This window comes from Flavobacterium niveum, assembly GCF_055231775.1.
Window position 1 is genome coordinate 280,943 of the sequence record NZ_JBUYSX010000007.1, and the last position, 25,563, is coordinate 306,505.

General features: G+C 44.0%; 29 protein-coding genes. 20 read left to right on the forward strand and 9 right to left on the reverse strand.

Annotation, left to right across the window (positions count from 1 at the left end):
- Positions 1 to 29: 29 nt before the first annotated feature.
- From ACZIX4_RS17830 to ACZIX4_RS17840, 3 genes are all read right to left on the reverse strand, one after another.
- A complete protein-coding gene (locus ACZIX4_RS17830) occupies positions 30 to 311 on the reverse strand; it encodes a hypothetical protein (protein ID WP_463337001.1) in 282 nt (93 codons plus the stop codon).
- A 131-nt stretch (positions 312 to 442) separates the two neighbouring features.
- Entirely contained in the window at positions 443 to 1,378 is a 936-nt protein-coding gene (locus ACZIX4_RS17835) for a 1-phosphofructokinase family hexose kinase (protein ID WP_463337002.1), read from the reverse strand.
- 84 nt (positions 1,379 to 1,462) lie between these two features.
- Positions 1,463 to 1,762 (reverse strand): hypothetical protein, encoded by a 300-nt coding sequence (locus ACZIX4_RS17840; RefSeq protein ID WP_463337003.1) that lies wholly within the window; start codon positions 1,760 to 1,762, stop codon positions 1,463 to 1,465.
- A gap of 322 nt (positions 1,763 to 2,084) precedes the next feature.
- Here ACZIX4_RS17840 and ACZIX4_RS17845 point away from each other — a divergent pair, with 322 nt between their 5' ends.
- The 5 genes from ACZIX4_RS17845 (at position 2,085) to ACZIX4_RS17865 (ending at position 5,986) form a co-directional block, all read left to right on the forward strand.
- On the forward strand, positions 2,085 to 2,390 hold the full coding sequence (locus ACZIX4_RS17845; protein WP_463337004.1) for a hypothetical protein: 306 nt from the start codon (positions 2,085 to 2,087) through the stop codon (positions 2,388 to 2,390).
- A 173-nt stretch (positions 2,391 to 2,563) separates the two neighbouring features.
- A complete protein-coding gene (locus ACZIX4_RS17850; protein ID WP_463337005.1) occupies positions 2,564 to 2,848 on the forward strand; it encodes a DUF493 family protein in 285 nt (94 codons plus the stop codon).
- Positions 2,849 to 2,865: 17 nt separating this feature from the next.
- Complete coding sequence (locus tag ACZIX4_RS17855) at positions 2,866 to 3,567, forward strand: DUF4290 domain-containing protein (protein ID WP_463337006.1); 702 nt, start codon at positions 2,866 to 2,868, stop codon at positions 3,565 to 3,567.
- Between the two features lie 15 nt (positions 3,568 to 3,582).
- Positions 3,583 to 4,893, forward strand: a complete 1,311-nt coding sequence (gene murA / locus ACZIX4_RS17860; protein WP_463337007.1) for a UDP-N-acetylglucosamine 1-carboxyvinyltransferase — start codon at positions 3,583 to 3,585, stop codon at positions 4,891 to 4,893.
- Positions 4,894 to 5,050: 157 nt separating this feature from the next.
- The gene (locus tag ACZIX4_RS17865; protein ID WP_463337008.1) at positions 5,051 to 5,986 is read left to right on the forward strand and encodes a BPSS1187 family protein; all 936 of its coding nucleotides are present in this window, start codon (positions 5,051 to 5,053) and stop codon (positions 5,984 to 5,986) included.
- A 54-nt stretch (positions 5,987 to 6,040) separates the two neighbouring features.
- Here ACZIX4_RS17865 and ACZIX4_RS17870 read toward each other — a convergent pair whose 3' ends face one another.
- Entirely contained in the window at positions 6,041 to 7,393 is a 1,353-nt protein-coding gene (locus ACZIX4_RS17870; RefSeq protein ID WP_463337009.1) for an NAD-dependent succinate-semialdehyde dehydrogenase, read from the reverse strand.
- A gap of 108 nt (positions 7,394 to 7,501) precedes the next feature.
- On the opposite strand from ACZIX4_RS17870, the gene ACZIX4_RS17875 reads away from it, so the two are divergent.
- On the forward strand, positions 7,502 to 8,776 hold the full coding sequence (locus tag ACZIX4_RS17875) for an OmpA family protein (protein ID WP_463337010.1): 1,275 nt from the start codon (positions 7,502 to 7,504) through the stop codon (positions 8,774 to 8,776).
- 472 nt (positions 8,777 to 9,248) lie between these two features.
- Here ACZIX4_RS17875 and ACZIX4_RS17880 read toward each other — a convergent pair whose 3' ends face one another.
- The gene (locus ACZIX4_RS17880; protein WP_463337011.1) at positions 9,249 to 10,691 is read right to left on the reverse strand and encodes a S41 family peptidase; all 1,443 of its coding nucleotides are present in this window, start codon (positions 10,689 to 10,691) and stop codon (positions 9,249 to 9,251) included.
- Between the two features lie 114 nt (positions 10,692 to 10,805).
- Here ACZIX4_RS17880 and ACZIX4_RS17885 point away from each other — a divergent pair, with 114 nt between their 5' ends.
- Genes ACZIX4_RS17885 through ACZIX4_RS17905 form a run of 5 tightly spaced genes read left to right on the forward strand, consistent with a single transcriptional unit; the run spans position 10,806 to position 13,339 of the window.
- Positions 10,806 to 11,321 (forward strand): RNA polymerase sigma factor, encoded by a 516-nt coding sequence (locus ACZIX4_RS17885; protein ID WP_463337012.1) that lies wholly within the window; start codon positions 10,806 to 10,808, stop codon positions 11,319 to 11,321.
- Positions 11,302 to 11,751 carry a hypothetical protein gene (locus ACZIX4_RS17890; protein ID WP_463337013.1) on the forward strand — a complete coding sequence of 150 codons (450 nt, stop codon included), beginning with the start codon at positions 11,302 to 11,304 and terminating at the stop codon, positions 11,749 to 11,751. Before ACZIX4_RS17885 ends, ACZIX4_RS17890 begins: the two co-directional genes overlap by 20 nt.
- A 33-nt stretch (positions 11,752 to 11,784) precedes the next feature.
- Positions 11,785 to 12,240: a DUF4252 domain-containing protein gene (locus ACZIX4_RS17895; RefSeq protein ID WP_463337014.1), complete on the forward strand. Its 456-nt coding sequence runs from the start codon at positions 11,785 to 11,787 to the stop codon at positions 12,238 to 12,240.
- Positions 12,241 to 12,275: 35 nt separating this feature from the next.
- Positions 12,276 to 12,803 carry a DUF4252 domain-containing protein gene (locus tag ACZIX4_RS17900; protein WP_463337015.1) on the forward strand — a complete coding sequence of 176 codons (528 nt, stop codon included), beginning with the start codon at positions 12,276 to 12,278 and terminating at the stop codon, positions 12,801 to 12,803.
- Entirely contained in the window at positions 12,800 to 13,339 is a 540-nt protein-coding gene (locus ACZIX4_RS17905; RefSeq protein ID WP_463337016.1) for a DUF4252 domain-containing protein, read from the forward strand. The genes ACZIX4_RS17900 and ACZIX4_RS17905 overlap by 4 nt, the downstream gene beginning before the upstream one ends.
- 411 nt (positions 13,340 to 13,750) lie before the next feature.
- Here the strand turns inward: ACZIX4_RS17905 and ACZIX4_RS17910 are convergent, their stop codons facing one another.
- Positions 13,751 to 15,022: an adenylosuccinate synthase gene (locus tag ACZIX4_RS17910; RefSeq protein ID WP_463337017.1), complete on the reverse strand. Its 1,272-nt coding sequence runs from the start codon at positions 15,020 to 15,022 to the stop codon at positions 13,751 to 13,753.
- A gap of 111 nt (positions 15,023 to 15,133) precedes the next feature.
- A complete protein-coding gene (locus ACZIX4_RS17915; RefSeq protein WP_463337018.1) occupies positions 15,134 to 15,589 on the reverse strand; it encodes a Fur family transcriptional regulator in 456 nt (151 codons plus the stop codon).
- A gap of 176 nt (positions 15,590 to 15,765) precedes the next feature.
- On the opposite strand from ACZIX4_RS17915, the gene ACZIX4_RS17920 reads away from it, so the two are divergent.
- From ACZIX4_RS17920 to ACZIX4_RS17960, 9 genes are all read left to right on the forward strand, one after another.
- Positions 15,766 to 16,761, forward strand: a complete 996-nt coding sequence (locus ACZIX4_RS17920; RefSeq protein ID WP_463337019.1) for an NmrA family NAD(P)-binding protein — start codon at positions 15,766 to 15,768, stop codon at positions 16,759 to 16,761.
- A gap of 18 nt (positions 16,762 to 16,779) precedes the next feature.
- Positions 16,780 to 17,697 carry a helix-turn-helix domain-containing protein gene (locus tag ACZIX4_RS17925; protein WP_463337020.1) on the forward strand — a complete coding sequence of 306 codons (918 nt, stop codon included), beginning with the start codon at positions 16,780 to 16,782 and terminating at the stop codon, positions 17,695 to 17,697.
- A gap of 129 nt (positions 17,698 to 17,826) precedes the next feature.
- The gene (locus tag ACZIX4_RS17930) at positions 17,827 to 18,096 is read left to right on the forward strand and encodes a hypothetical protein (protein ID WP_463337021.1); all 270 of its coding nucleotides are present in this window, start codon (positions 17,827 to 17,829) and stop codon (positions 18,094 to 18,096) included.
- Between the two features lie 64 nt (positions 18,097 to 18,160).
- Positions 18,161 to 18,955 (forward strand): TrmH family RNA methyltransferase, encoded by a 795-nt coding sequence (locus ACZIX4_RS17935; protein ID WP_463337022.1) that lies wholly within the window; start codon positions 18,161 to 18,163, stop codon positions 18,953 to 18,955.
- Between the two features lie 3 nt (positions 18,956 to 18,958).
- Positions 18,959 to 19,486, forward strand: a complete 528-nt coding sequence (locus tag ACZIX4_RS17940) for a hypothetical protein (protein WP_463337023.1) — start codon at positions 18,959 to 18,961, stop codon at positions 19,484 to 19,486.
- On the forward strand, positions 19,486 to 20,037 hold the full coding sequence (locus ACZIX4_RS17945; RefSeq protein WP_463337024.1) for a cupin domain-containing protein: 552 nt from the start codon (positions 19,486 to 19,488) through the stop codon (positions 20,035 to 20,037). The genes ACZIX4_RS17940 and ACZIX4_RS17945 overlap by 1 nt, the downstream gene beginning before the upstream one ends.
- Before the next feature lie 44 nt (positions 20,038 to 20,081).
- The gene (locus ACZIX4_RS17950; RefSeq protein ID WP_463337025.1) at positions 20,082 to 20,357 is read left to right on the forward strand and encodes an ArsR/SmtB family transcription factor; all 276 of its coding nucleotides are present in this window, start codon (positions 20,082 to 20,084) and stop codon (positions 20,355 to 20,357) included.
- Between the two features lie 133 nt (positions 20,358 to 20,490).
- Positions 20,491 to 21,243 (forward strand): SDR family NAD(P)-dependent oxidoreductase, encoded by a 753-nt coding sequence (locus ACZIX4_RS17955; RefSeq protein ID WP_463337026.1) that lies wholly within the window; start codon positions 20,491 to 20,493, stop codon positions 21,241 to 21,243.
- A 265-nt stretch (positions 21,244 to 21,508) separates the two neighbouring features.
- Positions 21,509 to 23,731 carry a RelA/SpoT family protein gene (locus ACZIX4_RS17960; RefSeq protein WP_463337107.1) on the forward strand — a complete coding sequence of 741 codons (2,223 nt, stop codon included), beginning with the start codon at positions 21,509 to 21,511 and terminating at the stop codon, positions 23,729 to 23,731.
- Positions 23,732 to 24,165: 434 nt separating this feature from the next.
- Here the strand turns inward: ACZIX4_RS17960 and ACZIX4_RS17965 are convergent, their stop codons facing one another.
- Entirely contained in the window at positions 24,166 to 24,540 is a 375-nt protein-coding gene (locus ACZIX4_RS17965) for a hypothetical protein (protein ID WP_463337027.1), read from the reverse strand.
- Complete coding sequence (locus ACZIX4_RS17970) at positions 24,537 to 25,553, reverse strand: hypothetical protein (protein ID WP_463337028.1); 1,017 nt, start codon at positions 25,551 to 25,553, stop codon at positions 24,537 to 24,539. Before ACZIX4_RS17970 ends, ACZIX4_RS17965 begins: the two co-directional genes overlap by 4 nt.
- Positions 25,554 to 25,563 lie beyond the last annotated feature (10 nt).

The window sequence follows — 25,563 nt, forward strand, 5'->3', positions numbered from 1 at the left end:
ATCCCGGTTCCCGCCGGGATATGTTTTTATTACCCCACAGTAAGTTTTGCCAGGTAGTCGGCATCGTCAGTATAATCGTGTATTTGGCGGTTAATACCTATAATGGTGTAGGCCTGCCCGTGTTCGCCCTCAATCTCAAAGCTGGTGCTTGCATTGTATGCCTCTAAAAATCCCGGCAGCGAAAAATCCTCAAGCTCAGGTTTTGGCATCAGCACAAAATAATCAATCACCACATCACTGCCTTCAAAGGTAGCCTTACCCTCAAAGTTTTTCAGCTCATCATACACGGATTTGGCATAGTCGTACTGCATAGGTCAGATTATTAGATTATTGGATTTTTAGACTTTTAGATTGTTGGATTGTTGGATTGTTGGATCTTTAGATTTTTGGACTTTATGACTTTCGACCTTCGACTTTATGACTTTACGACTTTACGACTTTATTACCGTTTAGATAGCCAGTTGTACAATCTTTCGGCATTCTCTTTACTAAACAGCCCTGTACCCTGTGCCATTGTCGCTGCCGAACCGCAGGCCACGCCCATGCGAGCCATTTCGGTAAGGCTGCCACCGCGAGCCAGTACGCTTACCATACCGGCCACCATGCTGTCTCCGGCGCCCACGGTACTCAGCTTTTTAACCGATGGTGCGGGTACATGTATGCATTCGTCTTTACTTACCAGGTAAGCACCCTGCGGCCCAAGCGATACCACCACAATTTCGGCCTTACCGTCGTCTACCAGTTGTTTTGCGGCTTCGTCGGCGCTGTCGTTGTCCAGCTCTTGTATGCCGGTAAGGGCGCCCAGCTCACCCAGGTTGGGTTTCAGCAGGTACACACCTTCTTTAAGCACTTCGGTAAGTGCATCGCCGCTGGTATCAGCTACAATAAGCGAGCCTTTATCTTTCAGGGCTTTAACCAGCTTGCCAATGTACGAGGCATCAATACCCGGTGGCAGGCTGCCGCTTATTACGGTAATATCAGGTGTAGGGGAAAGTGAGGTTATGGTTTGGAATATAGTATCGGCTTCGGTAGCGGTAATATCCTCGCCGGGCATCCCGAAGCGGTATTGCTCGTTGTGCGATGTATCTACCACGATAAAGTTTTCGCGGGTTTCGGCCTGTATGGTTACCGGTTGGGTATGCACGTCTTCTTTGGCAAGGAGTTCTTCCAGTAGTTTGCCGGTACGCCCGCCAGAGGTGAATAATGCAGTAGAATTTACCCCCAGCCTTACCAGCCCGCGCGATACGTTAATACCGCCGCCTCCGGGTTCGTATTTAGGCGGTTCGCAGCGCAGTTTTTTTTCGGGTTTTATGTTTTCTACGCTGGTGCTTTTGTCTACAGTAGGGTTTAGGGTAATGGTTAAAATAGATTTTGTCATCTGAAAAGGTTTGTTAACTATGGCTAAGTTATCAAATAATCCCCTTCAGATGACAAAACAAATTGTTAATACAGTGCCGGTGTTTTAGCGTACAAAACGCTCCAGTATACTGTATTCGTTACTAAGTTCTATGTAGTAGCAACCCTGCGGTATCTCTACATCCATGTCTTTTATTTGCTTTTTGGAAAATCCGCGCTTCACCAGGTCTTCGCTTGTGTGCAGCAGTACCGGGTCGTCGCCTACGTAGTACAGGTTTTCATCGGTGCGGGTAATTTCATTAACAGTACCCGAAATACCATAATCCATAGAGTTGTACAATAATTCTTTTTCCAGCTCTGCGTCACTAAGCTGGTCGAGCCACTGCTTCAGTTCTCTCAACTTCATAATCGTGCATTAGTAAAAAATTAATATTCATTTTACAGGTTTATATTCTATTGGGGGCAGACTATAAACTCCGGATTAAAATTATGGAAATTAAATGTAAAAAGTTAAAGAAAATTACATAAAATTATCAATATTAGATATTTAGATAAATAAATTTAAATGATAAATTATTTTAAGCAATTTTGCTGCGATTTTATACCCTTTAACTGAAATATAAATTACAGGATTAACGCTTTTCTGAGAATTTTATGTTAAAATTAACAGCGGTCTCCTCCAATAAAAGCGTAAAAACGTCGTTTCTACACTAAATCCCCCAAAGAAGATGAAAGAAATTGACGCAAAACACTTCGCTTACCACACCCTTACCGGGCTTTATTTTTTATGGCTTGCCGTTTTCATTACACTGTTAGGGTTATATATTAATAATCTGGTAACACCCTGTAGCGCCACCTACAGCAGGCTGCTGTTATTATGGATATTACTCAATACCGTAATAGGCACATCGTTGTATATGGTGCTACGGCTATTCGGTACACGCGGCTGGGTGTACAGGTTTGTGTTTTCCAGTTATGTTATAGCCATTTGTGTAGCTGTAGCGGCGCTGGTTACCGGCCTGGGCGGGCTATAAAAAAGCCGCCGCAGCATAATGCCACGGCAGCCCAGTATGAAATTATATAACCTAAATTCCCTTAATAGATGCATGGCGGCCAAAAAGGTTGCGCAATGCGGTGAATATAATATGTATCGCTGCTGCTTAAAGTAGGGCGGAAAAATGTATATTTGCGTTTATTTTAATGAAGGATGGATAACAAGACCGAAGAATTTTACAGGAGGCTTACCGAAGAACTTGCCGGTTCTGCCGACTGGCCTGCGCTGTACCTGTTTAAGTTTATAGTACCTACAGATGACAGCAAGATTGTAGCTGTAGAAAACGCCTTTAACAACCTGGGTGCTGTTATAGAAACTACTAAGTCTAAAACAGGCAAATACACCAGCGTATCTATAAACGTAAAAATGCAGGGGCCTGAAGCCATTGTGGCAAAATACAAGGAGCTTTCTACTATAGAGGGGATAATTTCCTTATAACAATAAAACACAGTATTATGTATAAAGCTGATGAAGCCGTAGGGTACCTGGAGTATAATTCACTGCGCGAGCACCTTATAATACCGGAATACGGGCGCCACCTGCAAAAGCTTATAGAACAGGCTACTGCACTGGAAGACCGTGCCGAGCGTAATAAGGCTGCTAAGTATATCATTGGTGTTATGGGTACGCTAAACCCGCACCTGCGTGATGTGCCCGATTTTCAGCACAAGCTGTGGGACCAGTTGTTTATAATGTCTGATTTTAAAATCGACGTAGACTCGCCATACCCTATACCGAACCGCGAAGTGCTGGACCAAAAGCCTGAAAGGCTGGCCTATCCGCAAAACTTCCCTAAGTACAGGTTTTATGGCAACAACATAAAGTACATGGTTGATGTGGCTAATAAGTGGGACGACGGCCCGCTTAAGGATGCACTGATTATAGTGATAGCAAACCACATGAAAAAGTCGTTCCTGAGCTGGAATAAAGATACTGTAAAGGACGATGTGATTTTTGAGCACCTGTATGAGCTTTCGGGCGGAAGGATAAACCTTACCGCTACCGATGAGGAGCTTTCGGCATCGACTGACCTTATGAAGGTGAACAAAAAGCTGAGCAATAAAACGCACAGCAACATGAATAACAACAATAACAATAATGCCCGCCAGAAAATGCAAAGGGGCAATACCAAAAACAACAATAACCGTAAATCCTAATTTTTACTCGTTTGCATGGGAACATTTAAAATTGAAGGTGGCGCACCGCTAAAAGGCGAGGTAGTACCTCAGGGTGCCAAAAACGAAGCGCTACAGGTACTTAACACCGTACTGCTTACCTCCGAAAAAGTAACCATTACTAACATCCCGGACATTATAGATGTTAACAAGCTGATAACCCTGCTTAGTAACCTGGGCGTTAAAATACAAAAGCTGGCGCACGGCTCATACACCTTCCAGGCAGATGAGGTTAACCTTGCTTACCTGGAAAGCGATGCCTTTAAGAAAGAAGGTGCCGGGCTTCGTGGCTCTATAATGATAGTAGGCCCGCTTTTGGCGCGTTTCGGCAAAGGATATATCCCGAAGCCGGGTGGCGACAAAATAGGCCGCCGTAGGCTAGATACGCACTTTGAAGGCTTTATAAACCTTGGTGCCAAATTCCGTTATAATGAAGAAGATTCTTTTTACGGTGTAGAGGCCGACAGGCTTAAAGGTGCTTACATGCTGCTTGACGAAGCATCGGTAACAGGTACTGCAAACATAGTTATGGCTGCCGTACTTGCCGAAGGTGTTACTACCATATATAATGCTGCTTGCGAACCGTACCTGCAGCAACTGTGCAACATGCTGAACCGCATGGGGGCAAAAATCAGTGGAGTGGGCAGTAACCTGCTTACTATAGAAGGTGTGGAAACCCTTGGCGGATGCGAACACCGCATACTGCCTGATATGATAGAAATAGGCAGCTGGATAGGCCTTGCCGCCATGACCCGTAGCGAAATAACCATTAAAGATGTAAGCTGGGAAAACCTGGGTGTAATACCTAATGTGTTCCGTAAGCTGGGGATTACCGTAGAACGCAGGGGAGATGATATCCATATCCCGGCGCATAAAGACGGCTACGAAATTCAAAGCTATATAGACGGTTCTATACTTACGGTGGCCGATGCCCCGTGGCCGGGCTTTACGCCAGACCTTTTGAGTATAGTGCTTGTTGTGGCTACCCAGGCACGCGGCAGTGTACTTATCCACCAGAAAATGTTTGAAAGCCGCCTGTTCTTTGTAGACCGCCTTATAGATATGGGTGCGCAGATTATCCTTTGCGACCCACACAGGGCTACTGTAATAGGGCTTGACTTTAAGTCGCAGCTAAAAGGTATACTGATGTCGTCGCCAGATATACGTGCGGGTATCTCTATGCTTATTGCAGCGCTTTCGGCAAAAGGTACCAGTACCATACAAAACAGTGACCAGATAGACCGTGGCTACGAGCGTATAGACGAAAGGCTGCGTGCCCTTGGTGCAAAAATTACCCGTGTAGATTAATTGTATCATACACTATAATATATAATGGCTGCTTTTTTAAGGCAGCCATTTTTTTGTTTCGGGATGTAAAATATTGCGTTAAACATATCTTAAAACATAACATTGCCACAAAAAGGTATGCGTAATTTTAACCACAGACAATTAATCGCACCTTTTTATGAAATCTCTTTGCCTTGCTTTGCTAAGTACGGCTGCATTGCTGTATTCCTGTTCCGATTGTGGAGATGATTCGCCTTCTGCAAACAATACACTTGCCATGCGCAGGGTAATGCCTACTGTTACTGATGCGCAAATAACTACCCATAACACCAAACCGCATACTGCGTATTACCATGCACAGGCCGATACTAAAAACCGCCTGTTGGTTTTTTTACCCGATGCCGGTACGCCGCCGCTTGAATCGGCTTTGTTCGGCACCCACGCGGCAATGCTGGGTTACCACAGTGTGGGGCTTAACTATGCTGCTGCAGGGCTTGAGGCTGTAGCCGCCGACCAAAGTACTACCGCTTTTGCCGATGCGCGCCTTGAGGTAATAACCGGCGCCGATCATTCGCAACATGTACAGGTTAATGAAAGTGAAAGTATATTGAACCGGCTAACCAAGCTGCTGGTGTATCTTGACGGGAAGTATCCTGGTGAGAACTGGGGGCAGTACCTTAACGGCACTGTGCCTGATTTTAGTAAAATAACCCTTTGCGGCCATGAAGAAGGGGCAGGGTATGCGGCTTTTATGGCAAGGCAGTATAGTGTAGATAAGCTGTTGTGCTTTTCACTTCCTCATGATTATAGTGTGCAAACCAATACCAGTGCCGCCTGGCTAAACAATGAAGGCTGGGCTACAACGCCAGACAAGGTGTTTGTATTGGCACACCAAACAGAAGTGGAAGAGCAGCATCCTGTTTGGGAACTGATGGATGTGCCGGGCAGTGCTACATATATAGACCATGCTGCCGGATATAACAACGCCCAAAGATTGGTGAGTAAATCTGCTGTGGTAGGGGAGGCATCTGAAGTGCTTATTGCTGATGCAGCTACACCTATGGTAAACGGTGCGCCGTATTATGCCCCGCTGTGGGATTATCTTTTAGACTAATTTGAGTTAGTATAATTATAAAAAGCAGGGAGCGCCTCAGTAGGGCGCTCCTTGTTATTTAATGTATATTGTTTTTACGTTTACAAATTCGTGTATGCCTTCCAGTGAAAGCTCGCGCCCGTACCCCGATCGCTTTACACCGCCGAAGGGTAGGGCAGGGTCGCTTTTTACCAGCGCGTTTATAAACACGGCTCCCTCCTGGAATAGGTGGACTTTTTCTTTTATACCTTCTGTATCTGTGGTGAAAATGGATACGCCAAGCCCGAAATCGCTTTGGTTGCTCAGTGCTATGGCTTCTTCAAAAGTATCAAAAGGCACTACCGGTACCGCCGGCCCGAAAACTTCATCTTTAAATACGGGCATATCGGGGGTAACATTAGTTAATATGGTTGGTTCATAAAAAGCATTATTTCGTTTACCGCCCAAAACAACTTTGGCACCCATAGCTACCGAATCGTTTACTTGTTTTTCCACCTCTTCGGCCAGGTCTACGCGTGCCAGGGGGCCTATGTAGGTGTTTTCATCTGTAGGGTCGCCACTTTTCAGCGCTGCTACCTGCGTGGTAAAGGCTTCCATAAAGGCGTCGTATACGCCGCGCTGTACCAGGAAACGTTTGGCGGCTATACAGCTTTGCCCGGTATTTTGGAAACGTGCAGTAACGGCTTCGGGTACGGTTTTCTCCAGGTCGGCATCGTTTAAAACAATCAGTGCATTACTGCCGCCCAGTTCCAGTACGGCTTTCTTTATCTGGGTAGCCGCCGCCGATGCTGCCGAAGCACCTGCTTTTTCACTTCCTGTAAGTGATATGGCTTTAATTTTCGGGTTTTCAATAACTTCTTTAACGTCGCTGCCGGGTATCAGCAGGTTTTGGTATACATTTTCAGGGAAACCTGCCTCGGTAAAAAGCTTTTCTATGAGTATGCCACAGCCTGCGACATTGCTGGCGTGTTTTAGTAAAACGGTGTTGCCGGCTATAATTGTAGGAATGGCAAAACGGAACACCTGCCAGTACGGAAAGTTCCACGGCATGATACCTAATATTACTCCCAGCGGCTCGTATTTTGTATAACTTTCAGAGCCATCGGTACTTATTTTTCTTCCTGTTAAAAAAAAATCAGAATTTTGTAGGTAAAATTCGCATAATAGCTTACATTTGTCTATCTCCGCATATGCTTGCTTTACGGGTTTACCCATCTCTGCAACAGCGGTTTCGGCAAGCAATTGCTTATTTTTTGTTAAAGTATTTATTAAACTTTTGATAAAGTTTAGCCTTTCGGATACGGAAATTACACTCCATTTTTCAAAGGCAACCACCGAATTTTTTATTGCAAGCTCAGTTTTTTCCTTGTTAAAATACTGGTAATCAGCAATATTTTTTAATGAGAATGGATTTATTGTAGAAAGCATTTTCTGTTATGAATTTGTTTTTTTATAAATGTAATACATATTTTCGTATTTTTATTTTATTATTTTTACAGAAAAATTTAAACGTACTGATAAACAAAACATTTTTTTATGAAGAAAGCTGTACTCCCCCTATTACTGCTTTGCCTTTCACAGGGCATAAACGCACAGGAAGCTGAAACTGCTACTACTGCTGCCGAAAAGCCTGCAAAAGCCTATAACAAATGGACTGTAGAACTTGGCGGTGGTATTAACAAAGTATCTAACCCTCTAAATGGTGGCTACCACGTAGACGGTTATAACCTTTATCACCTGGACCTTGGTGCAAGGTACATGTTTAACACCAAGTTTGGTCTTAAGTTTGATGTGGCATTAGACAGGCTGAAGGGTGATGATGCTTCGATTCCTTTTCAGACACAGTATTATTCTGCAAGCCTTCAGGGTGTAGGTAACCTTGGCCGTATCCTTCAATTTGAAGAGTGGACTAAAAAACTTAACGTTTTAGGACACATGGGTGTAGGTGTAGGTATGCTGGAAGGAGATAACGTAGTGGAAACAGACCACACAGGTAACTTCCTTGTAGGTTTTACCGGCCAGTACAAAATATCTGATAAAGTAACCCTTTATGGAGATTTTACCATGCTAAACACTTTCTCTATGCAGCTTGCATGGGATGGTAATCCTTATCAGGCAAACGGACAGCAAGGTTTCGATGGTACACTTTACACTGCCAGTATAGGTATCAGTGTTGCCTTCGGTAAGCAAAAAGAGCATGCTGACTGGTATGTGTTTAATAATGATGATGTTCTTGATGAACTTGAAAACCGCGTGTCTGAGCTTGAAGAGCTTATGAACGACGTAGATAAAGACGGTGTTCCTGATTACCTTGATGCTGAGCCAAACACACCATCTGGTGCGCTTGTAGATCCTAAAGGAAGGAACATTGACCTTAACAAAAACGGTATCCCTGATTACATAGACAGTGCCCTTACTGAAGTTGAAGGTAAAGTTACTGCCGGTGGTGGTGCAGGTGCTGCTGAAATTGTTGACCTGATTAACGATGGTTATGTAAATATCTACTTTGATTTCAACAAAGACACACCTACTAACGCTTCTACAGGTGCTATTACCTTCCTTATCACTTACCTAAGGGATAATCCTGAGAAATCAGCTTCTATCTGGGGTTATGCTGATGAAATTGGTGATGCTAAATACAACCAGGAGCTTTCTGAAAGAAGGGCTAACAACGTGAAGAAAATATTTAGTGATGCAGGTATTGATGCCAGCCGCCTGACAATAGAAGGCAAAGGTGTAGACAACTCTGTGAAGAAAGAATCTTCAGCTGCCCGTCAGACAGTACGTAGGGTGAAACTTGTTATCAAATAATAAATAGTAAATCACTATATACTACAGAGGCTTGCCGTATGGCAAGCCTTTTGTTTTTTAGGTTAAGTCCGATGCGGTTGTATGTTATGTTGCGTAAGCGGCGTTTAAATTTGGGTATGCCTGAGGAGGGAAAGGGGATTGTGTGTTTACTATCTTCTATTTTAGTACACAGCTTTATGGTTGGTGTGTAAAGGATTTGATATTATGCTGTAAGCCGGTTAAAGTCCTCCTGATAAAACTTGGGAGTGCCTTTGTTTTATCCCGCTAAACATCCATTGCCTAAATGGCTGTGGTTGCAGAAAGGAGGATTCCTTGCTTCATAGCTTTATATTTGAGCGTATTTGGTTTAAGATACTTTGTGTAAGTGTATATGTTATTTTCCTTGGTGGAGATATAGCTGCACTGCTGTAAAAAACAATAAGCCCCGGCCTGCTAAGGACGGGGCTTATTGTATATGGTAAAACCTTAGTCTTTAATTTACAGCAGGAATGGTGTATTCTATATACATATCCTTACCTAACGGCCTCAGGTTACGGCTGTCTTTAAATAGTTTGCGTGGCTTTACATCCTTTATGTGTGCGGGTTTGCCACCGCTTGTAATTTTTTCCAGTGCAAGGCTGTACAGGGGTTCGGCAGGGTCGCCCAGGGTGCCCATGTTACTGTAGTCTTCATACAGTTCAAAGTTTGGTTCTATGCCGTTGCTGTACTCACCAAAATTATTTTTGTTCAGTATTTTAAGTACAATAGGTTGCATGGCATAACGGTGGCTGCCGTTCCTTCCCCTTGAAGAGAAATCAGGAGAATCGTACAACGTTACAGAGCCTACGTTTTTACCAGTGGTGGTGGTGCCTATCTGTACTACATTTATGTATGGTTTAAGGCAGTTAATAACCAGCTCGCTGGCCGATGCTGTAGTTCCTGTTGTAAGTACATATACCTTATTAAGCTGCAGGCTGTTTATAGAAGTATTATCGCTCAGCTGGTTTGTAAATTTGTTTACAAGCGCATCAGGATTTTCGTTTTGGTAAATGGCCTGTAGCTTGCTGTTCCATTGTTGCTTTGCAAAAAGCTGCCCGTTAAATTGCCCGGTTATCATGCTGGCCAGGTAAGTAGCCGTACGGATAGAGCCACCGCTGTTGTACCTTAAATCCAGCACCAGGTCAGTTACCCCTGCGCCCGAAAATTGCGAGAAGGCTGCATTCAACTCATCGTCATAGTCGCTGTAAAAGCCATTAAACATCAGGTAGCCCACGGTGTGGCTTCCGGTAGTATAGGTGTTGGCCAGGTAAATAGGGTTTTCGCTGTATTCGCTTTTGGTAAGGAACACGTCAATACCATTTGGTGTAATGGTACCGTCAGTGTCTATCGTGGCCATGTTAAGGGTGTAGTTGTCCTGGCTCAGCAGTTCCCTATAGTTATTTGGGGTAAGTATAGAGCCATTTACGGCATAAAAAATATCGCCGCGGTGTATGTTTTTATTGGCTGCATCAGTACCCGACAGTATATAGCGTACGTAGCCAAAAACAGCCGTCTCGCTTTCGTCGGTATATACAAGGCCAAATTCGGCACCGGTGCTTTTGCTTACGCCTTGTAACGCATTTTCCAGCACACGGAAATCAGGATAAATCACGCTCCAGCGGTCTATGTCGTTTCCGGCGTCGTCTGTTTTGTACAGCAGGTGGTTAAACAGTTGTTCGGGGCTGCTGTATGTCCTGAGGTAGTTGTTCAGTTCGCCCTGGTTCGCAAAGCGGCTGTCGGCAAGGTCAGGCACGTTTTGCTGCCACAGGTAGTAGCTGTTAAGCCCTTTCCATATAAAGTCGTTAACCGGTACGGCAGTGTCGTCCTGGTCTTCACAGCTTTGGAAAACAAACATACCCAAAACCAGCGAAAACAGTAGTAGGCCAATCTTTTTCATTGAGCAAATTTTTAATTTAAAACGTAAATTTAAATAATTTTAATTTTCTGTGTAACAAAAATTACAGCAACTCGTCTTGCTTTTATAAACCGATACGTTAACCACGCACAATACATGGACCAGGCGGAATTTATTAAGGTAATTACCCCGTTTAAAGACAAGGTCTTCCGCCTTGCCCGCCGCCTGCTGGTGAGTACTGAGGAGGCAGAAGATGCTACACAGGAAGTGCTGGTAAAATTGTGGAACAACCGTGCCAAATTAAGCAGTTATAACAGTGTAGAGGCACTGGCCATGACCATGGCTAAGAACTACTGCCTGGACCGCCTGAAGAGCAAACAGGCATCGGAACTGCGGGTAGTGCACAATGTGTATGCCGACCGCCAGGCGGGACTGCAACAGCAGGCTGAAGACCGCGACAGCTGGGAATGGGCCGAACGTATAATGAAACAACTGCCCGAACAACAGCGTCTTATAATACAGATGCGCGATATAGAGCAATACGAATTTGAAGATATAGCAAAAATAATGGATATGAATGAAACCGCAGTGCGGGTAGCCCTCTCCAGGGCACGGAAAACACTGCGTGAGGAATTGCTAAAAACACACAGCTATGGAATTAAGAACAATTGAAAAACTGTTAGAAAAATATTTTGATGCCGAAACCACCCTTGCCGAAGAACAGGTACTTAAAGAGTACTTTGCTTCGGAAGATGTGGCACCACAGTTAGCACACTATCGCCCAATGTTTGGCTACTTTAAGGCACAACAGGCCGAAGAAACCTTTACACGCCCGTTGCCGCTTAAACGTAAAGCCGCCTATCATAAATGGTTTTCGGTGGCGGCCAGCGTGATTTTGCTTGCCGGTGTGGTTACTGTTTATAACTTAAATGGGCAGGATGCTACGCAGCAGGAACTTGGTACCTATGACGACCCCGAAGTAGCCTTCCGCGAAACCCAAAAGGCGCTTAACATGCTTTCGGTTAACGTAAATAAAGGTGTAAAAAGCGTACAATACATAGGCGAGTACGAAAAAACACGTAAATCAGTATTTAAACACTAATCTTTTATAAATAATAATTCATCATCAATCATCATGAAAAAGTTCATCATCACAACAGTACTTGCAGCCCTGCCATTGCTTGGCTTTGCCCAAACCACAGCCTTTGATAAATTCCAGAATATAGAGGGTATCGGCTCGGTTTGCATCAACAACAAATTTTTTGAAATGGCGGGCGAAACGCAGGCCGGAAACGAAAAAGCACAAAAATACCTTGATGTGGTAAATAAGCTGGATAATCTTAAGATATTTACAACGTCGGTTAAAAAACACAAGAAGGCGCTGCGCAATGCAGTTACGTCTTACCTTAAAAACAGCATGCTGGAGCAGCTTATAAGCGTAAACAGCGACGGCAGTAATGTAAAAGTGTACGTGCAGGAGGGTGAGGCGAAGCTGAAAGAAGCCCTGCTGTTTGTAGAAAGCGAGGAAGAAGTGGTGGTAATTACCTTTACCGGCACTATCGACCTTAAGAAGCTGAAGGATCTTCAGTAAGGATTTAGAGCATAATTTATTTTAGATATTACACAATGAAAAAACTGTTTATTGCCCTGTTGCTGGCCTTTTTGCCCTCTGTTATGATGGCGCAGAACTCCCTGTTTTCAAAGTTTGAAGATAAGGCCGGTATCACTTCGGTTATTGTGAACAAGAAAATGTTCGAACTGATGTCCGGAGTAAAAATGGATCCGAAAGATAAGGATGCGCAGCGGTACCTTAACCTGGTTAAGAAACTGGAAAACCTGAAGGTTTTTACCACTGACTCTCCTAAATATGCAGCTGAAATGAAGGCTACAGTAGATGGTTACCTGAAATCTAACCCGCTGGATGAGCTTATGCGTGTAAGTGAAGACGGCAGGTCGATTAAAATTTATGTAAAGCAAAACCCGAGCCTGCAGGTAAAAGAGCTGCTGATGTTTATAGACGGTGGCAAGCATGATACCGTGCTGATGTCGCTTACGGGTACGTTTGATCTGAACGACATATCGGTACTTACCGAAAAAATGAACCTGCCTGGCGGAGCTGAGCTTACCAGGGCGGCTAAAAAGCAAAAATCATGATACGGTTTTTCGTATTGGCAGCCGGAGCAGCGCTGGCGTTGCTTACATCGTGTAGTGGCGAACCTACCGTGCAGAAGTATTTTGTGGAAAAAAGCGAAGCACCCGATTTTATGGCGGTAGATTTGGCTCCGAGTATTATTAATGCCGACAGTATTGATATTTCTGAAGACCAGCGTGAGGCACTGAAATCAGTAAAGAGTATTAATATACTGGTGTACAACCCGAAGCAGGGCGACGATAAGAAGTTTGAAACCGAAACTACTTCGGTAAAAGGCATACTGAAAACCGACAGCTACGACGAACTGATAAAGTTTAACCACGACGGCTTTGGTGCATCAATCAGTACAAAAGGCGAAGGCGAGCATATAGAGGAGTTTGTGCTGTATGCCCAAAACCCCGAAACGGGCTTTGGCCTTGTGCGGGTTACCGGTAATGACATGACACCAAACAATGTGCTTACCATAGCCGAGGTGCTGCAAAAAGCAAACGTGGATACTAAGCAACTGGAGCCACTTAAACAGCTTTTAAAGAAATAGTTTTTGCTCAGTAGGGACCAGACATTATAAAAAAACCAACATCACAATCCTATTTAAGGAAAGTGATGTTGGTTTTTTTATTTTGGAGTGACTCTCTTTCTTCTGAATACAAAATATAGTCCGGGTACATAAATAAGTATAAGTACCAATTTTAGGATTAAGTTGTCAGAATTGACAAATCCTATTAAAAAGAAAATTGTCGATAATAGTAACCTGTATTTCATATCTGCATCCTTGTTACATACATACCAAAACTACCATATTTTAGTATAGGATAATATAGGTAAAACCATATATTTTAAATATGGAAACCTTTGTGTTGAATACAAAGTAGATGGGGCTGTAACATGATATAAAAAGCAAAACCCAGGAAGTGATTCCCGGGTTTTACTTTTTATATATCAATGTATATTATTTACGTATGGTCTGTGTCCTGTCCGGGCCTACAGAAATAACCTTGATAGGTACTTCAAGTTCAGCTTCAATGAACTCTACGTATTCTTTAAGCTCAGCAGGTAGTTCATCGTAAGTGGTCATACCCGTAAGGTCGGCAGCCCAGCCTTTTTTCTCTACAAATACAGGCTCTACATTTTCAGGCTCTATATTGTACGGGAAATGGTTGATAACCTCACCTTTATATTTATAAGCAGTACATACTTTAAGTGTTTCAAAACCGCTCAGTACGTCGCCTTTCATCATGTACAGTTGGGTTACGCCATTTACCTGTACCGCATATTTAAGCGCTACAAGATCCAGCCAGCCACAACGCCTTGCACGGCCTGTAACCGAACCAAACTCATTACCCACACGTGCCATAGTAGCACCGTCTTCGTCAAACAGTTCGGTAGGGAATGGGCCGCTACCTACGCGGGTAGTGTAAGCTTTGAAGATACCGAATACATCCTTCACTTTATTTGGGGCAATACCAAGGCCTGTACAGGCACCGGCAGCGGTAGTGTTAGATGATGTTACAAACGGGTACGTACCGAAGTCGATATCCAGTAGCGAACCCTGTGCACCTTCGGCAAGGATAGATTTTCCTGCTTTCATGGCGCTGTTAAGGTACTCTTCGCTGTCTATAAACGTAAGTGTTTTAAGTACCTCTACCGCCGCGAAGAACTCCTCTTCAAGTTCGGCAAGGTCGTATTCCAGCTCCACGTTGTAGAAGGCTATCATGGCCTCGTGCTTTTCGGCAAGCTGGCGGTAGCGCTCTTTAAAATCGTCAAGTTCTATATCGCCCACACGGATACCATTACGGCCGGTTTTGTCCATATAGGTAGGGCCTATACCTTTAAGGGTAGAGCCTATTTTGGCCTTGCCTTTGCTTGCCTCGCTGGCAGCATCAAGCAGGCGGTGTGTAGGCAGTATCAGGTGTGCCTTGCGCGAAATAAGCAGGCGCGATTTAATATCGATGTTGAATTTTTCAAGGCCTTCCAGTTCTTTCTGGAACACCACCGGATCCATTACCACGCCGTTACCGATAATGTTTACCGAATTTTTGTGGAATATACCCGAAGGTATCGTCCTTAGTACGTGTTTTATACCGTCAAATTCTAATGTGTGGCCGGCGTTTGGCCCTCCCTGAAAACGGGCTATTATGTCATATCCTGAGGTAAGTACGTCAACAATTTTCCCTTTGCCTTCGTCGCCCCACTGTAATCCGAGCAATAAATCTACGGTCATTCCTATTTTTTAGTTTGTTGTTTATTATTGTTTTGTAATTATCCGGTGTTTTATAAAAAACAAAAACCAATCCTTATGCAGGGTTGGCTTGCGTTTGTGTTGTGCAGCCGCTTACGGGTTTTCCGGAGCGGGCTGTTTTTTGTTGCCGTATAAGTATAGCGAATGGTTGTGTATCTCTATACCGAAAATTTCCTCGATGGTCTTTTTTATGCTTTGGATCCTCGGGTCGCAAAACTCTATTACCTCGCCCGTATCGGTCATGATAATGTGGTCGTGCTGTTTATCAAAGTACGATTTCTCGTAGTGGCTTTGGTTTTGGCCAAACTGGTGGCGCCTTACCAGGCCGCATTCCAGCAGCAATTCTATAGTGTTATACAGCGTGGCGCGGCTCACGCGGTAGTTTTTGTTCTTCATTTTGATGTAAAGTGACTCTATATCAAAATGCTCCCCGCTGTTATAAATTTCCTGGAGTATGGCGTAGCGCTCAGGCGTTTTCCTGTGTCCTTTGTCTTCAAGGAATTTTGTGAAGACATTTTTTACAATCTCCTGGTTTTTATTGTTTTCCATGTTTCTTATGCAAAATACATGCAAAGATAATCTAATTTTTTGGTACCTGAAAATGTTTTATGCCATTGTAGCAATGCATAATAGGCCACGAATTACACAAATTATACTAATTTTTTGTTTCTGTTGAATGACAGCTATCCAAAGCCCTTAAATAATTGTGGTAATTCGTGTAATTCGTGGCTAAATCAAAAACAAAAATTTCGGCTACAACAACCGTAGATTCGGCTACGTGCGGGTTTTGGTTCCTGCCGAACTTTGCAGTACACAAAATCACTAAAAAAATGGACATAGTTATTACAGGCTCGCTGGGCCGCATCAGCAAACCACTCGTACAGGAGCTTATAGAAAAAGGGCATAGCGTAACCGTTATCAGCAGCAAAGCTGAAAGGGCAGGGGAGATAGAAGCCACCGGTGCCAAAGCTGCCATTGGTTCAATAGACGATGCGGGTTTCCTTACTGAAACCTTTACCGGCGCCGATATCGTATACCTCATGGAACCACCGTTCCACTTTACCGACCCAAGTGTCGATACAGCCCAACTGTGGCTGAGCATTGCCCGTGCCTATGCCGAAGCAGTGAGCCAAGCGGGTGTTACCAAAGTCATCCACCTGAGCAGTATCGGCGGGCATACCGATAAGGGCAATGGTATGCTTGCAGCGCACCACTACGTTGAAAATATACTGAAAGGCCTGCCGGATAACGTAGCCATCAAGTTTATGCGCCCGGTAGGGTTCTACTATAATACGTTTGCTTTTATTCCTACTATAAAGGGTTCGGGCAGCATTTACCAGAATTATAGCGGCGACCTTAAAGAGCCGTGGGTTTCGCCACTGGATATTGCTGCTACCATTACCGAGGAGATTGAATTGCCTTTTGAAGGCCGCACCGTACGCTACATAGCCAGCGAGGAACTTACGGGTAAGGAAGTGGCTAAAATCCTTGGTGATGCTATAGGTGTACCCGATATTAAGTGGGTGGAAATACCCGATGCACAGTTTGAGGAAAACCTGCTTAAGGTTGGTTTCACGGCGCAGTCAGCCAAGGGGATTACCGAAATGAACATAGGCCGCCGACACGGTTTGTATGACGATTATAATGTAAATAAGCCGGTTTTGGGCAAGGTAAAATTGGCTGATTTTGCCAAGGACTTTGCGTTTGTGTATCACCAATAATAGCCTTACCTTGTACCTATGGAAACACCGTTGCGCATAAAAACCATTAGCGATTTTCATAAGCTGAGGGGCTTGCCGGGGTCTAACCACCCGCTGGTAAGTGTGGTGAATTATGACGAAATAAAGCACGACCCCGAGAATAACCTGAAAAGCTGGATACTTGATTTTTACTCCATATCGGTAAAACGGAATCCGGGTATGAAGATGAAGTACGGCCAGCAGCAGTATGATTTTGATGATGGTGTAATGTTTTTTATGGCGCCAAACCAGGTGTTTGGTGTGGAGTACAATCCCGGTGCGCCGCCCGTGCACCACAAAGGCTGGATGCTGCTGATACACCCTGATTTTTTCTGGAATACACCGCTTGCCAAAAGCATTAAGCAATACGATTATTTCGGGTATGCGGTGAAGGAAGCGTTGTGGCTGTCTGAAACTGAGGAACAGGTACTAAGCGGTATTATTGACAACATTAAGAACGAGTGCCGTGCCAATATAGATACGTTTACCCAAAATATAGTCATTGCCCAGATAGAGTTGCTTTTGGCGTATGGCGAGCGCTTTTACCAACGGCAATTCATTACCCGTAAGGTAAACAACCACCAGTTACTGGATAGGCTGGAAGCAGTTTTGGAACACTATTTTAATAGTGGTAATTTGGCAGATAAAGGTTTGCCTACGGTGCAACACATAGCCGATACACTACACGTATCACCCAATTATCTTAGTGGCGTACTGAAATCGGTTACCGGGCTGAGTACGCAGCAGCACATCCACGAAAAACTGATAGAAAAAGCCAAGCAGCAACTATCGGTAACTACCCTTAGCGTTAGTGAAATAGCCTACCGCCTGGGATTTGAACACCCGCAGTCGTTCAGTAAGCTGTTTAAAGCCAAAACAAACCTTTCGCCACAGGAGTTCAGGCAGTCGTTTAATTGATATTTTATGTTTTTAAACAGAGTTATTCAATGTGCTTTTTAGTTTTCCGAAGGAAAGCCTTGGTGTTCTTAAATGGCATTAAAAGGATTCTCAATCAAATCTTGATGAACTTTGTGAAGACAAAATCTTATGAAGAAATATCCCGACAGCAAATTAATTAAGGAGATAGAATCCGAATACAAATGGTTTACCGGAATATTTATAGCAGGAACTGAAAAAACACCGGTTAAGCCAATTAACAACACCTTACTAAAAGAAGAAGCTAAAATAGCATTTGAGGATTTTCTAATAAAATATCCTGATAGTAAAACTGCACCTATTGTAAAAGAAGCCCTAAACAATAAACAAGACGGTAAAGGTTATTCTGCAAGCATGAAAAGACTATTTGAAAAACTATGATGATATTGTGCTTATAAACAAATTCGCAGTTTTTCGATACCTTTGCGTTTCCGATAATAAGCACATGAAACAGATTACCAGCGCGCAAAACCCATACATAAAACAGCTTGTACAACTACAGGAAAAAGCCAAAGCCCGCAGGCAAAGCGGTACCTTTATTATAGAAGGCCAGCGCGAACTGGAACTGGCACGCAAGGGCGGTTACGAACTGGAAACCGTACTCTTTGTGCCGGAAATGCTCAGCGAAACAGAAGTAAGCGCCATAGCAGGTGCTTCCCCTGATTATATACAGATAAACCGTGAGGTGTACCAAAAACTGGCCTACCGCGATACTACCGAAGGTGTTATTGCCGTTGCAAAAACCAAAAGCCTTGACCTTGAAGATCTTCAGCTGAAGGAAAATCCATTAGTATTGGTTTGCGAAGCTACCGAAAAGCCAGGCAACCTTGGCGCGATGCTGCGCACTGCCGATGCTGCAAAACTGGATGCCGTGATTATAGCCAACCCAAAAACCGACCTGTATAATCCTAATATTGTTCGCAGTAGCGTGGGATGCCTGTTTACCAACCAGATAGCCACAGGAAGTACTGACGAGGTTATTACATTCTTAAAGCAGAAAAATATCAGTATATACAGCGCTACGTTGCAGCATTCGGCGCTGTACCACGAGCAGGATTATACCACCGGTAGTGCATTAGTTGTAGGCACCGAAGCCACAGGGCTTACACAGGCGTGGCGCGATGGTTCTACCCGCAATATTATTATCCCCATGCAGGGCGAAATTGACTCCATGAATGTATCAGTTGCCGCTGCAATCCTTATATTTGAGGCCAAACGCCAACGCGATTTTAAAATTTAGGCCATGAAACTGAAAGTACTGCTATTACTATTGTTACCTTTTTTTGCCGCTGCGCAAAACAACGAACTGTTTTCATGGCAAACCGGTAAGGTGAGTAATAAAATACCTATGCACCTTACCCTGGCTGAATTTGAAAAGATGTATAAAAAACCGGACAGCATTGCCGCTGCCCTGCCCGAACAGCTTTGCAATAACGAAACCGATAAAAACGGGCAAATGTTGTACTACAAAGGTGCGCGTTATCTATTGGTAAACGGTACGCTGAGTTTCAGGGAGCTTGATTTTTCGCCACGGAAGAATATGTATTTCCAGCAGAAAGACGACTGGTTTGACCATACTACTTCGCTGAAAAGCTTCGGCAAAACCTACCCCGATGCCGCCGCGCTTATAGACACAGAGGAAGACGGCACCGATGAGCCATGGGAAATCATCAGCCTGCTGCCCGAAGAAAAAGACGTAGATTGCCTGTGGATGTTTTATTTTAAAAAAGGGAAACTCCGCAAAATAAAATGCGAGTTCAGCTGTAAGTAATGCCCGGTACCAAAACCTACCACAACCCCATAAACGGGGAATACACCTCCATACTGCAAAGCGCAGCCGATACGGGCGGTGCACTCACCCACTTTGAGGTGAGCCTTACCCCTGGTGGCAGTAATCCGCTGCATTACCACAAAGGTTTTTCAGAAGAATTTACCGCCGTAAAAGGAAGGCTTGGCCTGCAACTTGGTAAAAAGAAACTGTACCTCAATCCCGGCGAAACTGCATTGGTAAAGCCATACGAACACCACCGATTTTTTAACGATACTGCCGAAACCATAGTATTCAGGGTAAAGCTTACACCGGGCCAGCCTGGTTTTGAGAATTTCCTGAAGGCCATGTTCGGGTTGGTAAACGATAAGCGTACCATAACCCGGAACCAGGTGCCGAAAAACATTTGGCACATAGCCGTAATGTACCGCTGGGGCGATACCCACTTTAGCCACCCCGCTGCAAAGCTCATTGCCCCCCTGTTCGGTATGTTTTATAAACGTGCGGTAAAGAAAGGCGTTGAGCAGCATTTACTTGAAAAATATTGCCGTTAGGTAATCACAAATTAAATTGATAAATTTGCATTTTTCAATAGTATATGAAGGCAAAGGATATAGAACGGATTTCGAAAGCGCTGGGCGACCCGCACCGCCTGCGCATTATGCAGGAGGTAAAAAAGAATGGCTGGATGCCGTGTGCACACCTGTGCGATATGATAGAGCTTGCACAGCCATCGGTATCGCACCACATAAAACAGCTTACCGATGCCGGACTGCTTATCGCTGAAAAAGAAGGGCGAAATATTCGCTACACCATTGATAACGATGTATTTGGCGGGTACATTACTTTCCTAAATTCTTTGGTGGAAAAATAATATATAGAAAAATTTAAATATATTAATTTATTTACTAATATTGCAGTAGCAAAGCCGATATATAGGGGCAGGATTTTCTGCCCTTTCTTTGGCTTAAAAATATAGATATATTTAAATAAATTAATTTTAAATCATGAGTTTTAAATTAGAAGGTAAAGTAGCCATAGTAACAGGTGCCAGCAAAGGAATAGGTGCCGGGATAGCAAAGAGCCTGGCAGCAGCCGGTGCAGCAGTAACCGTAAACTATGCCGGAGATAAGGCCGGAGCCGATAAAGCCGTAGCCCAGATAGCAGCCGATGGTGGCCGCGCCATAGCCGTACAAGGCAGCGTAAGTAACGAAGCCGATGTACAACAGCTGTTTGACCAAACCGTAAAAGCCTTTGGCCGTGTAGACATACTGGTAAACAATGCCGGTATCTACGCCTGGAGCAACCTTGATGAAATTACCCGCGAAGATTACGACCGCCAGTTTACCACCAATGTTTACGGGCCTATATTAACATCGCAACATGCGCTGAAACACTTCCCAGAAGCGGGCGGCAGCATCATCAACATCAGTTCGGTGGTGGGTTCTAACCCTCCTGCGGGTTCTACAGTATATTCGGCTACAAAGGGTGCGCTTGATACCGTTTCAAAAGCATTGGCAAAAGAACTTGCCCCTAAAAATATCCGCGTGAATGTTATAGCACCCGGCCTTACAGAGACCGAAGGCACACAGTCTTCAGGTTTTTCGGGCAGCGATTTTGAAAAAAGTATTGTTGCCTTAACACCACTGGGCCGTGTGGGCCAGCCAGACGATATAGCCCGTGCCGTTACGTTTTTGGCAAGCGACGACGCAGCCTGGGTTACCGGTGAGGTAATCAGGGTAGCGGGCGGATTAATATAATTGTTTGTTTTTTTAGTTTTTTCTCAGTGCCTGCAGCAACGAGGCCCCGCGTATTGTGGGGCCTCGTTTTTTGGCCTCACCCCCAGCCCCTCTCCAAAAGAGAGGGGTGCAGCTTCACTCGTACACATCAATAGATATTTATAAGCCATTACAGGCCTTATAAACAAATCACCGCATAATCTTCAAATAAACAAATAAACGAATCCACAAATCGACTTGCTTTTAATGCTGGAAAACCGTATATTTAATGCAGATGACGAGCAATATGACTGAGATTGATATAGAACAGGAAAACAAGGCAATAGCCAAAGAATATAAGGAACTTTTGCGCATAAGTTACCAAACGCTTAGCGAGGATGATAAGAAACTGATCCGCAAGGCATTTGATGTGGCTGTAGATGCGCACAAGGACCAGCGCCGCAAATCGGGTGAGGCATACATCTTCCACCCTATTGCCGTGGCGAAGATTGTTGCGTCGGAAATCGGACTTGGGGCTACTTCGATTGCCGCAGCGCTGATGCACGATGTTGTAGAAGATACCGATGTGACAGTGGAGGACATCAAGAACATGTTCAACCCGAAAATCGCGCAAATTGTAGAAGGCCTTACCAAAATAGCCCAGGTAAAGACCGACCAGGAAATGTCGCTTCAGGCAGAGAACTTCCGTAAGATGTTGCTTACCCTTAACGACGACGTGAGGGTAATACTGATAAAACTGGCCGACCGCCTGCACAACATGCAAACCATGGACAGCATGGCCGACTACAAGCAGGCAAAAATAGCCAGCGAAACGCTATACATATACGCACCATTAGCACACCGCCTGGGCTTGTACAACATAAAAAGCCAGTTGGAAGACCTTGGCCTGAAATACACCGAACCTTCTGTATACAACGACATTGTAAGCAAAATGAAGGAAAGTAAGGAGGAACAGGATGCTTACATAAAATCGATTAGTGATGTACTTAAAAAATCACTGGACACCGAGGGTATAGAATATACCATTAAGGGCAGGCCAAAGTCGGTGTACTCCATCCGCCGCAAGATGCTGGCACAAGGGGTAACGTTTGACGAGGTGTACGATAAATTTGCCTTGCGTATCATATACAAATCGAACCAGCACGACGAGAAATTCCTCGCCTGGAAAATATATTCCATAGTTACCGACCACTACCGCCCAAGCCCAAGCAGGCTGCGCGACTGGATTTCATCGCCAAAAAGTACCGGTTATGAGGCGTTGCACATTACCGTTATGGGCCCGAAAGGACGTTGGGTAGAAATACAGGTACGCAGCGAACGCATGGATGAAGTGGCCGAAAAAGGTTACGCTGCCCACTATAAGTACAAACAGGGTTCTACTACTGAAGAACACGGGCTGGAAACCTGGCTGAACCTGCTGAAAGAAGCACTGGAAAACTCATCGGGCAATGCAGTGGATTTTGTGGAGGATTTTAAACTGAACCTTTACGCCAAGGAAATCTATGTGTTTACACCCAAGGGTGAAATCAAGTCGCTTCCTAAGGGAGCCACTTCGCTGGATTTTGCCTTTAGCATACACTCAGAGGTGGGTATACGCACCCGTGGTACGCGCGTAAACGGTAAATTGGTTCCGCTAAACCACGTACTGAACAGTGGCGACCAGGTGGAAGTGATTACTTCGCAAAACCAGAAGCCTAACTCGCACTGGCTGGATTATGTTACCACTGCGCGTGCGAAGAACAAGATTAAAAACGTACTGAACGAAGATACCAAGCGTATAGCCGAAGACGGTAAGGAACTGCTTACCCGAAAAATGAGGCACCTGAAAATAACGCTGAATGAGGCTACGGTAAATGAACTGGTAACCTACTTTAAGCTAAAAACCAGCCTCGACCTGTTTTTCAGGGTGGGTATTGGCAGCATAGACAACCAGCAGCTAAAGGACTTCGCCGCCCTGAAGAGCAATACGTTTATGAACTTCTTTAAGGGCAAAATACGCAAGTCGCCAACAGTAGCACCCGAACAGATTCAGCGTGAAGAACTGAGCAAAAACTACGACCTGCTGGTATTCGGCAAAAACGATGATAAGCTGGATTATAAATTGGCCAACTGCTGTAACCCCATACCGGGTGATGATGTATTTGGGTTTGTAACTATAAACGAGGGAATTAAGGTACACAAACGCGATTGCCCTAACGCCATAAGGCTACAAAGCAACTACGCTTACCGTATTATCCCGGCGAAGTGGATAGACAGCAGCCAGGAAGAATTTAAGGCTACCCTTAAAATTACAGGTATGGACAGCCTGGGCCTTACCAATGAGCTTACTAAGGTGATTAGCAACAACATGCACGTAAACATACAAAGCATTTCGCTTAGTGGAAACGCGGGTGTATTTAACGGACAGGTTACCGTAGTGGTCCATAACAACACCATCCTTAAAAAGCTGATAGACAACATAAAGAAGATAGACGGTATAGATAAAGTGACACGGATTTATAATAATTAGGTACTTTATAACCCACAAAAAAATCCGGAACCATACAGTTCCGGATTTTTTTATGACTTACAAGAGACCTATCGTCTGGATATATTATTTTGTGAACTCTTTAGCTTTCCGAAGGAAAGCCTTGGTGAACTCTCAAACATAATTCACTTTACCTTGCGAACCTTGTGAAAAAACTTTGTGACCGTTGTGGTGAAAATTTCTCGTAAAAGCTTTTATTTTTTACCACGAGGTTCACTTTTCCCAAGCAATTACATTTGTTCCAATTTCTTTCCACGGAGCCCTTATTTTATCATCATAAATCCAGAAAGATTCTATTTTCCTGACGTTTCTGCTTTTAAATTAATGTATGCCTTGTAATCATCAGTAACATAATCATTAAATATGTCCTTGTAAAAAGAAGGATATTCTTTAATAAGTAATTGATCCATATAACGCTAGATAATTTCAAGATGTACCCTGTCCAAAATTTTCATTTTTTGCCGGGATATTGAATCTACGCCGGTAGTTATAAATGAGTAATAATGCTTTTTTAAGAAGGGAGTCTCTTTTTTGGTTTCGTCTACTAATAGTTTTTTATTCTCCGAGAGGTATGTTTCGTAGAGACTGTCAGCCTGTTTTGGGCTGAGTGTTTTCAATTGCTGTATAATTTGCTGCCTCCTACAACTAAATTGTTTTACAAATTCGTCAATCCCCGGACCATCTTCGGGCTTTTGTGAAATGACATCTTTTTTTGAAACAGTAACTTTAGTGGATTCCTCTTTGCAAGAACAAACCATAGCAAACAAAGCTATAAACAATGCCTTCTTCATGTATCCGAAAATTTAGCAACTAACCGTTGTTTTACCTCAATAAAACTGCGGTGGTTTAGCGGAAATTCCAACAGTACGTGGCCAAGGCTCAGTGCAAACAGCCATTTAAGGCCTACATTGTAATCTATAATGTACAGTACTACCGATGCAGCCCAGATAACCATTATGGCTACAAGGTTTATGGTTTTGGTATTGTGCCACTGTATTACCGATGTTTTGCTGAACCAGTTAAGGTAGTGATACGTATAGGCAAAGGCGATAAAACGCATGGCGCGTATACCGGCATCTGAAAAGTAAATGGGCAATTCCATAGGTTTATACCCCTCGGGAAACTGCGAAGTGGTAAGTGTATTTGGGTCGAAGGCATTGTACAGCGACAGCAGTACCTCATTCATCCGGAAGAAACCCATATAGCTGTGGTGTATTTGCCGGGTTATGGTTTCTATATTAAACTGCGTACCTGCTACAAGCGCTATAATCGCACAGCTTGTAAATACAATAATCGACGCCAGGCCGGTTTTGCTGCCCGACTTTAATGCACCTACCAGTATAAACATGCCTGTAAAGATGAATACGTGTACCAGCGTGGGCATAAGTATGGAAAACGCCATACGGAAATATACAGGAAACAGCAGGAAAAGTACCGCCCCCACAACCGTGGCACCCAGTGTAAACAGCGCTTTGGCTTTGGCAGTTTTAAACAATACAAACCCCAGTGCCGAAGCAAATATGCTACAGGTAATAATTGACGTGTATTCCTTCAGTGGCAGCTGGAAGAGCAATAAGGCACTTATAAGCAGGCAACCGGCCACTATAAAAATATAGTCGTACTTGGCCGTGGTGAAATATCCTTTTTGGTGCAGCCAGTTAATCTCGGTGAGGTAATGCAGCGGCCCCAAAAAGGCGTACACAAATAAAAACGTTTGGAACGGCCACAAGAAAGCAGGTACTAGCGCCACAAGCATCAGCAGTATGTTAATGCGGTCTATGGTTACCGTGCCTAACTTTTTCATGGTGAATGTT

Excerpts from the sequence above, each read along its gene's own strand:
- ACZIX4_RS17830 (WP_463337001.1), bottom strand. The coding sequence starts at position 311 with ATGCAGTACGACTATGCCAAATCCGTGTATGATGAGCTGAAAAACTTT.
- ACZIX4_RS17835 (WP_463337002.1), bottom strand. The coding sequence starts at position 1,378 with ATGACAAAATCTATTTTAACCATTACCCTAAACCCTACTGTAGACAAA.
- ACZIX4_RS17840 (WP_463337003.1), bottom strand. The coding sequence starts at position 1,762 with ATGAAGTTGAGAGAACTGAAGCAGTGGCTCGACCAGCTTAGTGACGCA.
- ACZIX4_RS17845 (WP_463337004.1), top strand. The coding sequence starts at position 2,085 with ATGAAAGAAATTGACGCAAAACACTTCGCTTACCACACCCTTACCGGG.
- ACZIX4_RS17850 (WP_463337005.1), top strand. The coding sequence starts at position 2,564 with ATGGATAACAAGACCGAAGAATTTTACAGGAGGCTTACCGAAGAACTT.
- ACZIX4_RS17855 (WP_463337006.1), top strand. The coding sequence starts at position 2,866 with ATGTATAAAGCTGATGAAGCCGTAGGGTACCTGGAGTATAATTCACTG.
- murA (WP_463337007.1), top strand. The coding sequence starts at position 3,583 with ATGGGAACATTTAAAATTGAAGGTGGCGCACCGCTAAAAGGCGAGGTA.
- ACZIX4_RS17865 (WP_463337008.1), top strand. The coding sequence starts at position 5,051 with ATGAAATCTCTTTGCCTTGCTTTGCTAAGTACGGCTGCATTGCTGTAT.
- ACZIX4_RS17870 (WP_463337009.1), bottom strand. The coding sequence starts at position 7,393 with ATGCTTTCTACAATAAATCCATTCTCATTAAAAAATATTGCTGATTAC.
- ACZIX4_RS17875 (WP_463337010.1), top strand. The coding sequence starts at position 7,502 with ATGAAGAAAGCTGTACTCCCCCTATTACTGCTTTGCCTTTCACAGGGC.
- ACZIX4_RS17880 (WP_463337011.1), bottom strand. The coding sequence starts at position 10,691 with ATGAAAAAGATTGGCCTACTACTGTTTTCGCTGGTTTTGGGTATGTTT.
- ACZIX4_RS17885 (WP_463337012.1), top strand. The coding sequence starts at position 10,806 with ATGGACCAGGCGGAATTTATTAAGGTAATTACCCCGTTTAAAGACAAG.
- ACZIX4_RS17890 (WP_463337013.1), top strand. The coding sequence starts at position 11,302 with ATGGAATTAAGAACAATTGAAAAACTGTTAGAAAAATATTTTGATGCC.
- ACZIX4_RS17895 (WP_463337014.1), top strand. The coding sequence starts at position 11,785 with ATGAAAAAGTTCATCATCACAACAGTACTTGCAGCCCTGCCATTGCTT.
- ACZIX4_RS17900 (WP_463337015.1), top strand. The coding sequence starts at position 12,276 with ATGAAAAAACTGTTTATTGCCCTGTTGCTGGCCTTTTTGCCCTCTGTT.
- ACZIX4_RS17905 (WP_463337016.1), top strand. The coding sequence starts at position 12,800 with ATGATACGGTTTTTCGTATTGGCAGCCGGAGCAGCGCTGGCGTTGCTT.
- ACZIX4_RS17910 (WP_463337017.1), bottom strand. The coding sequence starts at position 15,022 with ATGACCGTAGATTTATTGCTCGGATTACAGTGGGGCGACGAAGGCAAA.
- ACZIX4_RS17915 (WP_463337018.1), bottom strand. The coding sequence starts at position 15,589 with ATGGAAAACAATAAAAACCAGGAGATTGTAAAAAATGTCTTCACAAAA.
- ACZIX4_RS17925 (WP_463337020.1), top strand. The coding sequence starts at position 16,780 with ATGGAAACACCGTTGCGCATAAAAACCATTAGCGATTTTCATAAGCTG.
- ACZIX4_RS17930 (WP_463337021.1), top strand. The coding sequence starts at position 17,827 with ATGAAGAAATATCCCGACAGCAAATTAATTAAGGAGATAGAATCCGAA.
- ACZIX4_RS17935 (WP_463337022.1), top strand. The coding sequence starts at position 18,161 with ATGAAACAGATTACCAGCGCGCAAAACCCATACATAAAACAGCTTGTA.
- ACZIX4_RS17940 (WP_463337023.1), top strand. The coding sequence starts at position 18,959 with ATGAAACTGAAAGTACTGCTATTACTATTGTTACCTTTTTTTGCCGCT.
- ACZIX4_RS17945 (WP_463337024.1), top strand. The coding sequence starts at position 19,486 with ATGCCCGGTACCAAAACCTACCACAACCCCATAAACGGGGAATACACC.
- ACZIX4_RS17950 (WP_463337025.1), top strand. The coding sequence starts at position 20,082 with ATGAAGGCAAAGGATATAGAACGGATTTCGAAAGCGCTGGGCGACCCG.
- ACZIX4_RS17955 (WP_463337026.1), top strand. The coding sequence starts at position 20,491 with ATGAGTTTTAAATTAGAAGGTAAAGTAGCCATAGTAACAGGTGCCAGC.
- ACZIX4_RS17960 (WP_463337107.1), top strand. The coding sequence starts at position 21,509 with ATGACTGAGATTGATATAGAACAGGAAAACAAGGCAATAGCCAAAGAA.
- ACZIX4_RS17965 (WP_463337027.1), bottom strand. The coding sequence starts at position 24,540 with ATGAAGAAGGCATTGTTTATAGCTTTGTTTGCTATGGTTTGTTCTTGC.
- ACZIX4_RS17970 (WP_463337028.1), bottom strand. The coding sequence starts at position 25,553 with ATGAAAAAGTTAGGCACGGTAACCATAGACCGCATTAACATACTGCTG.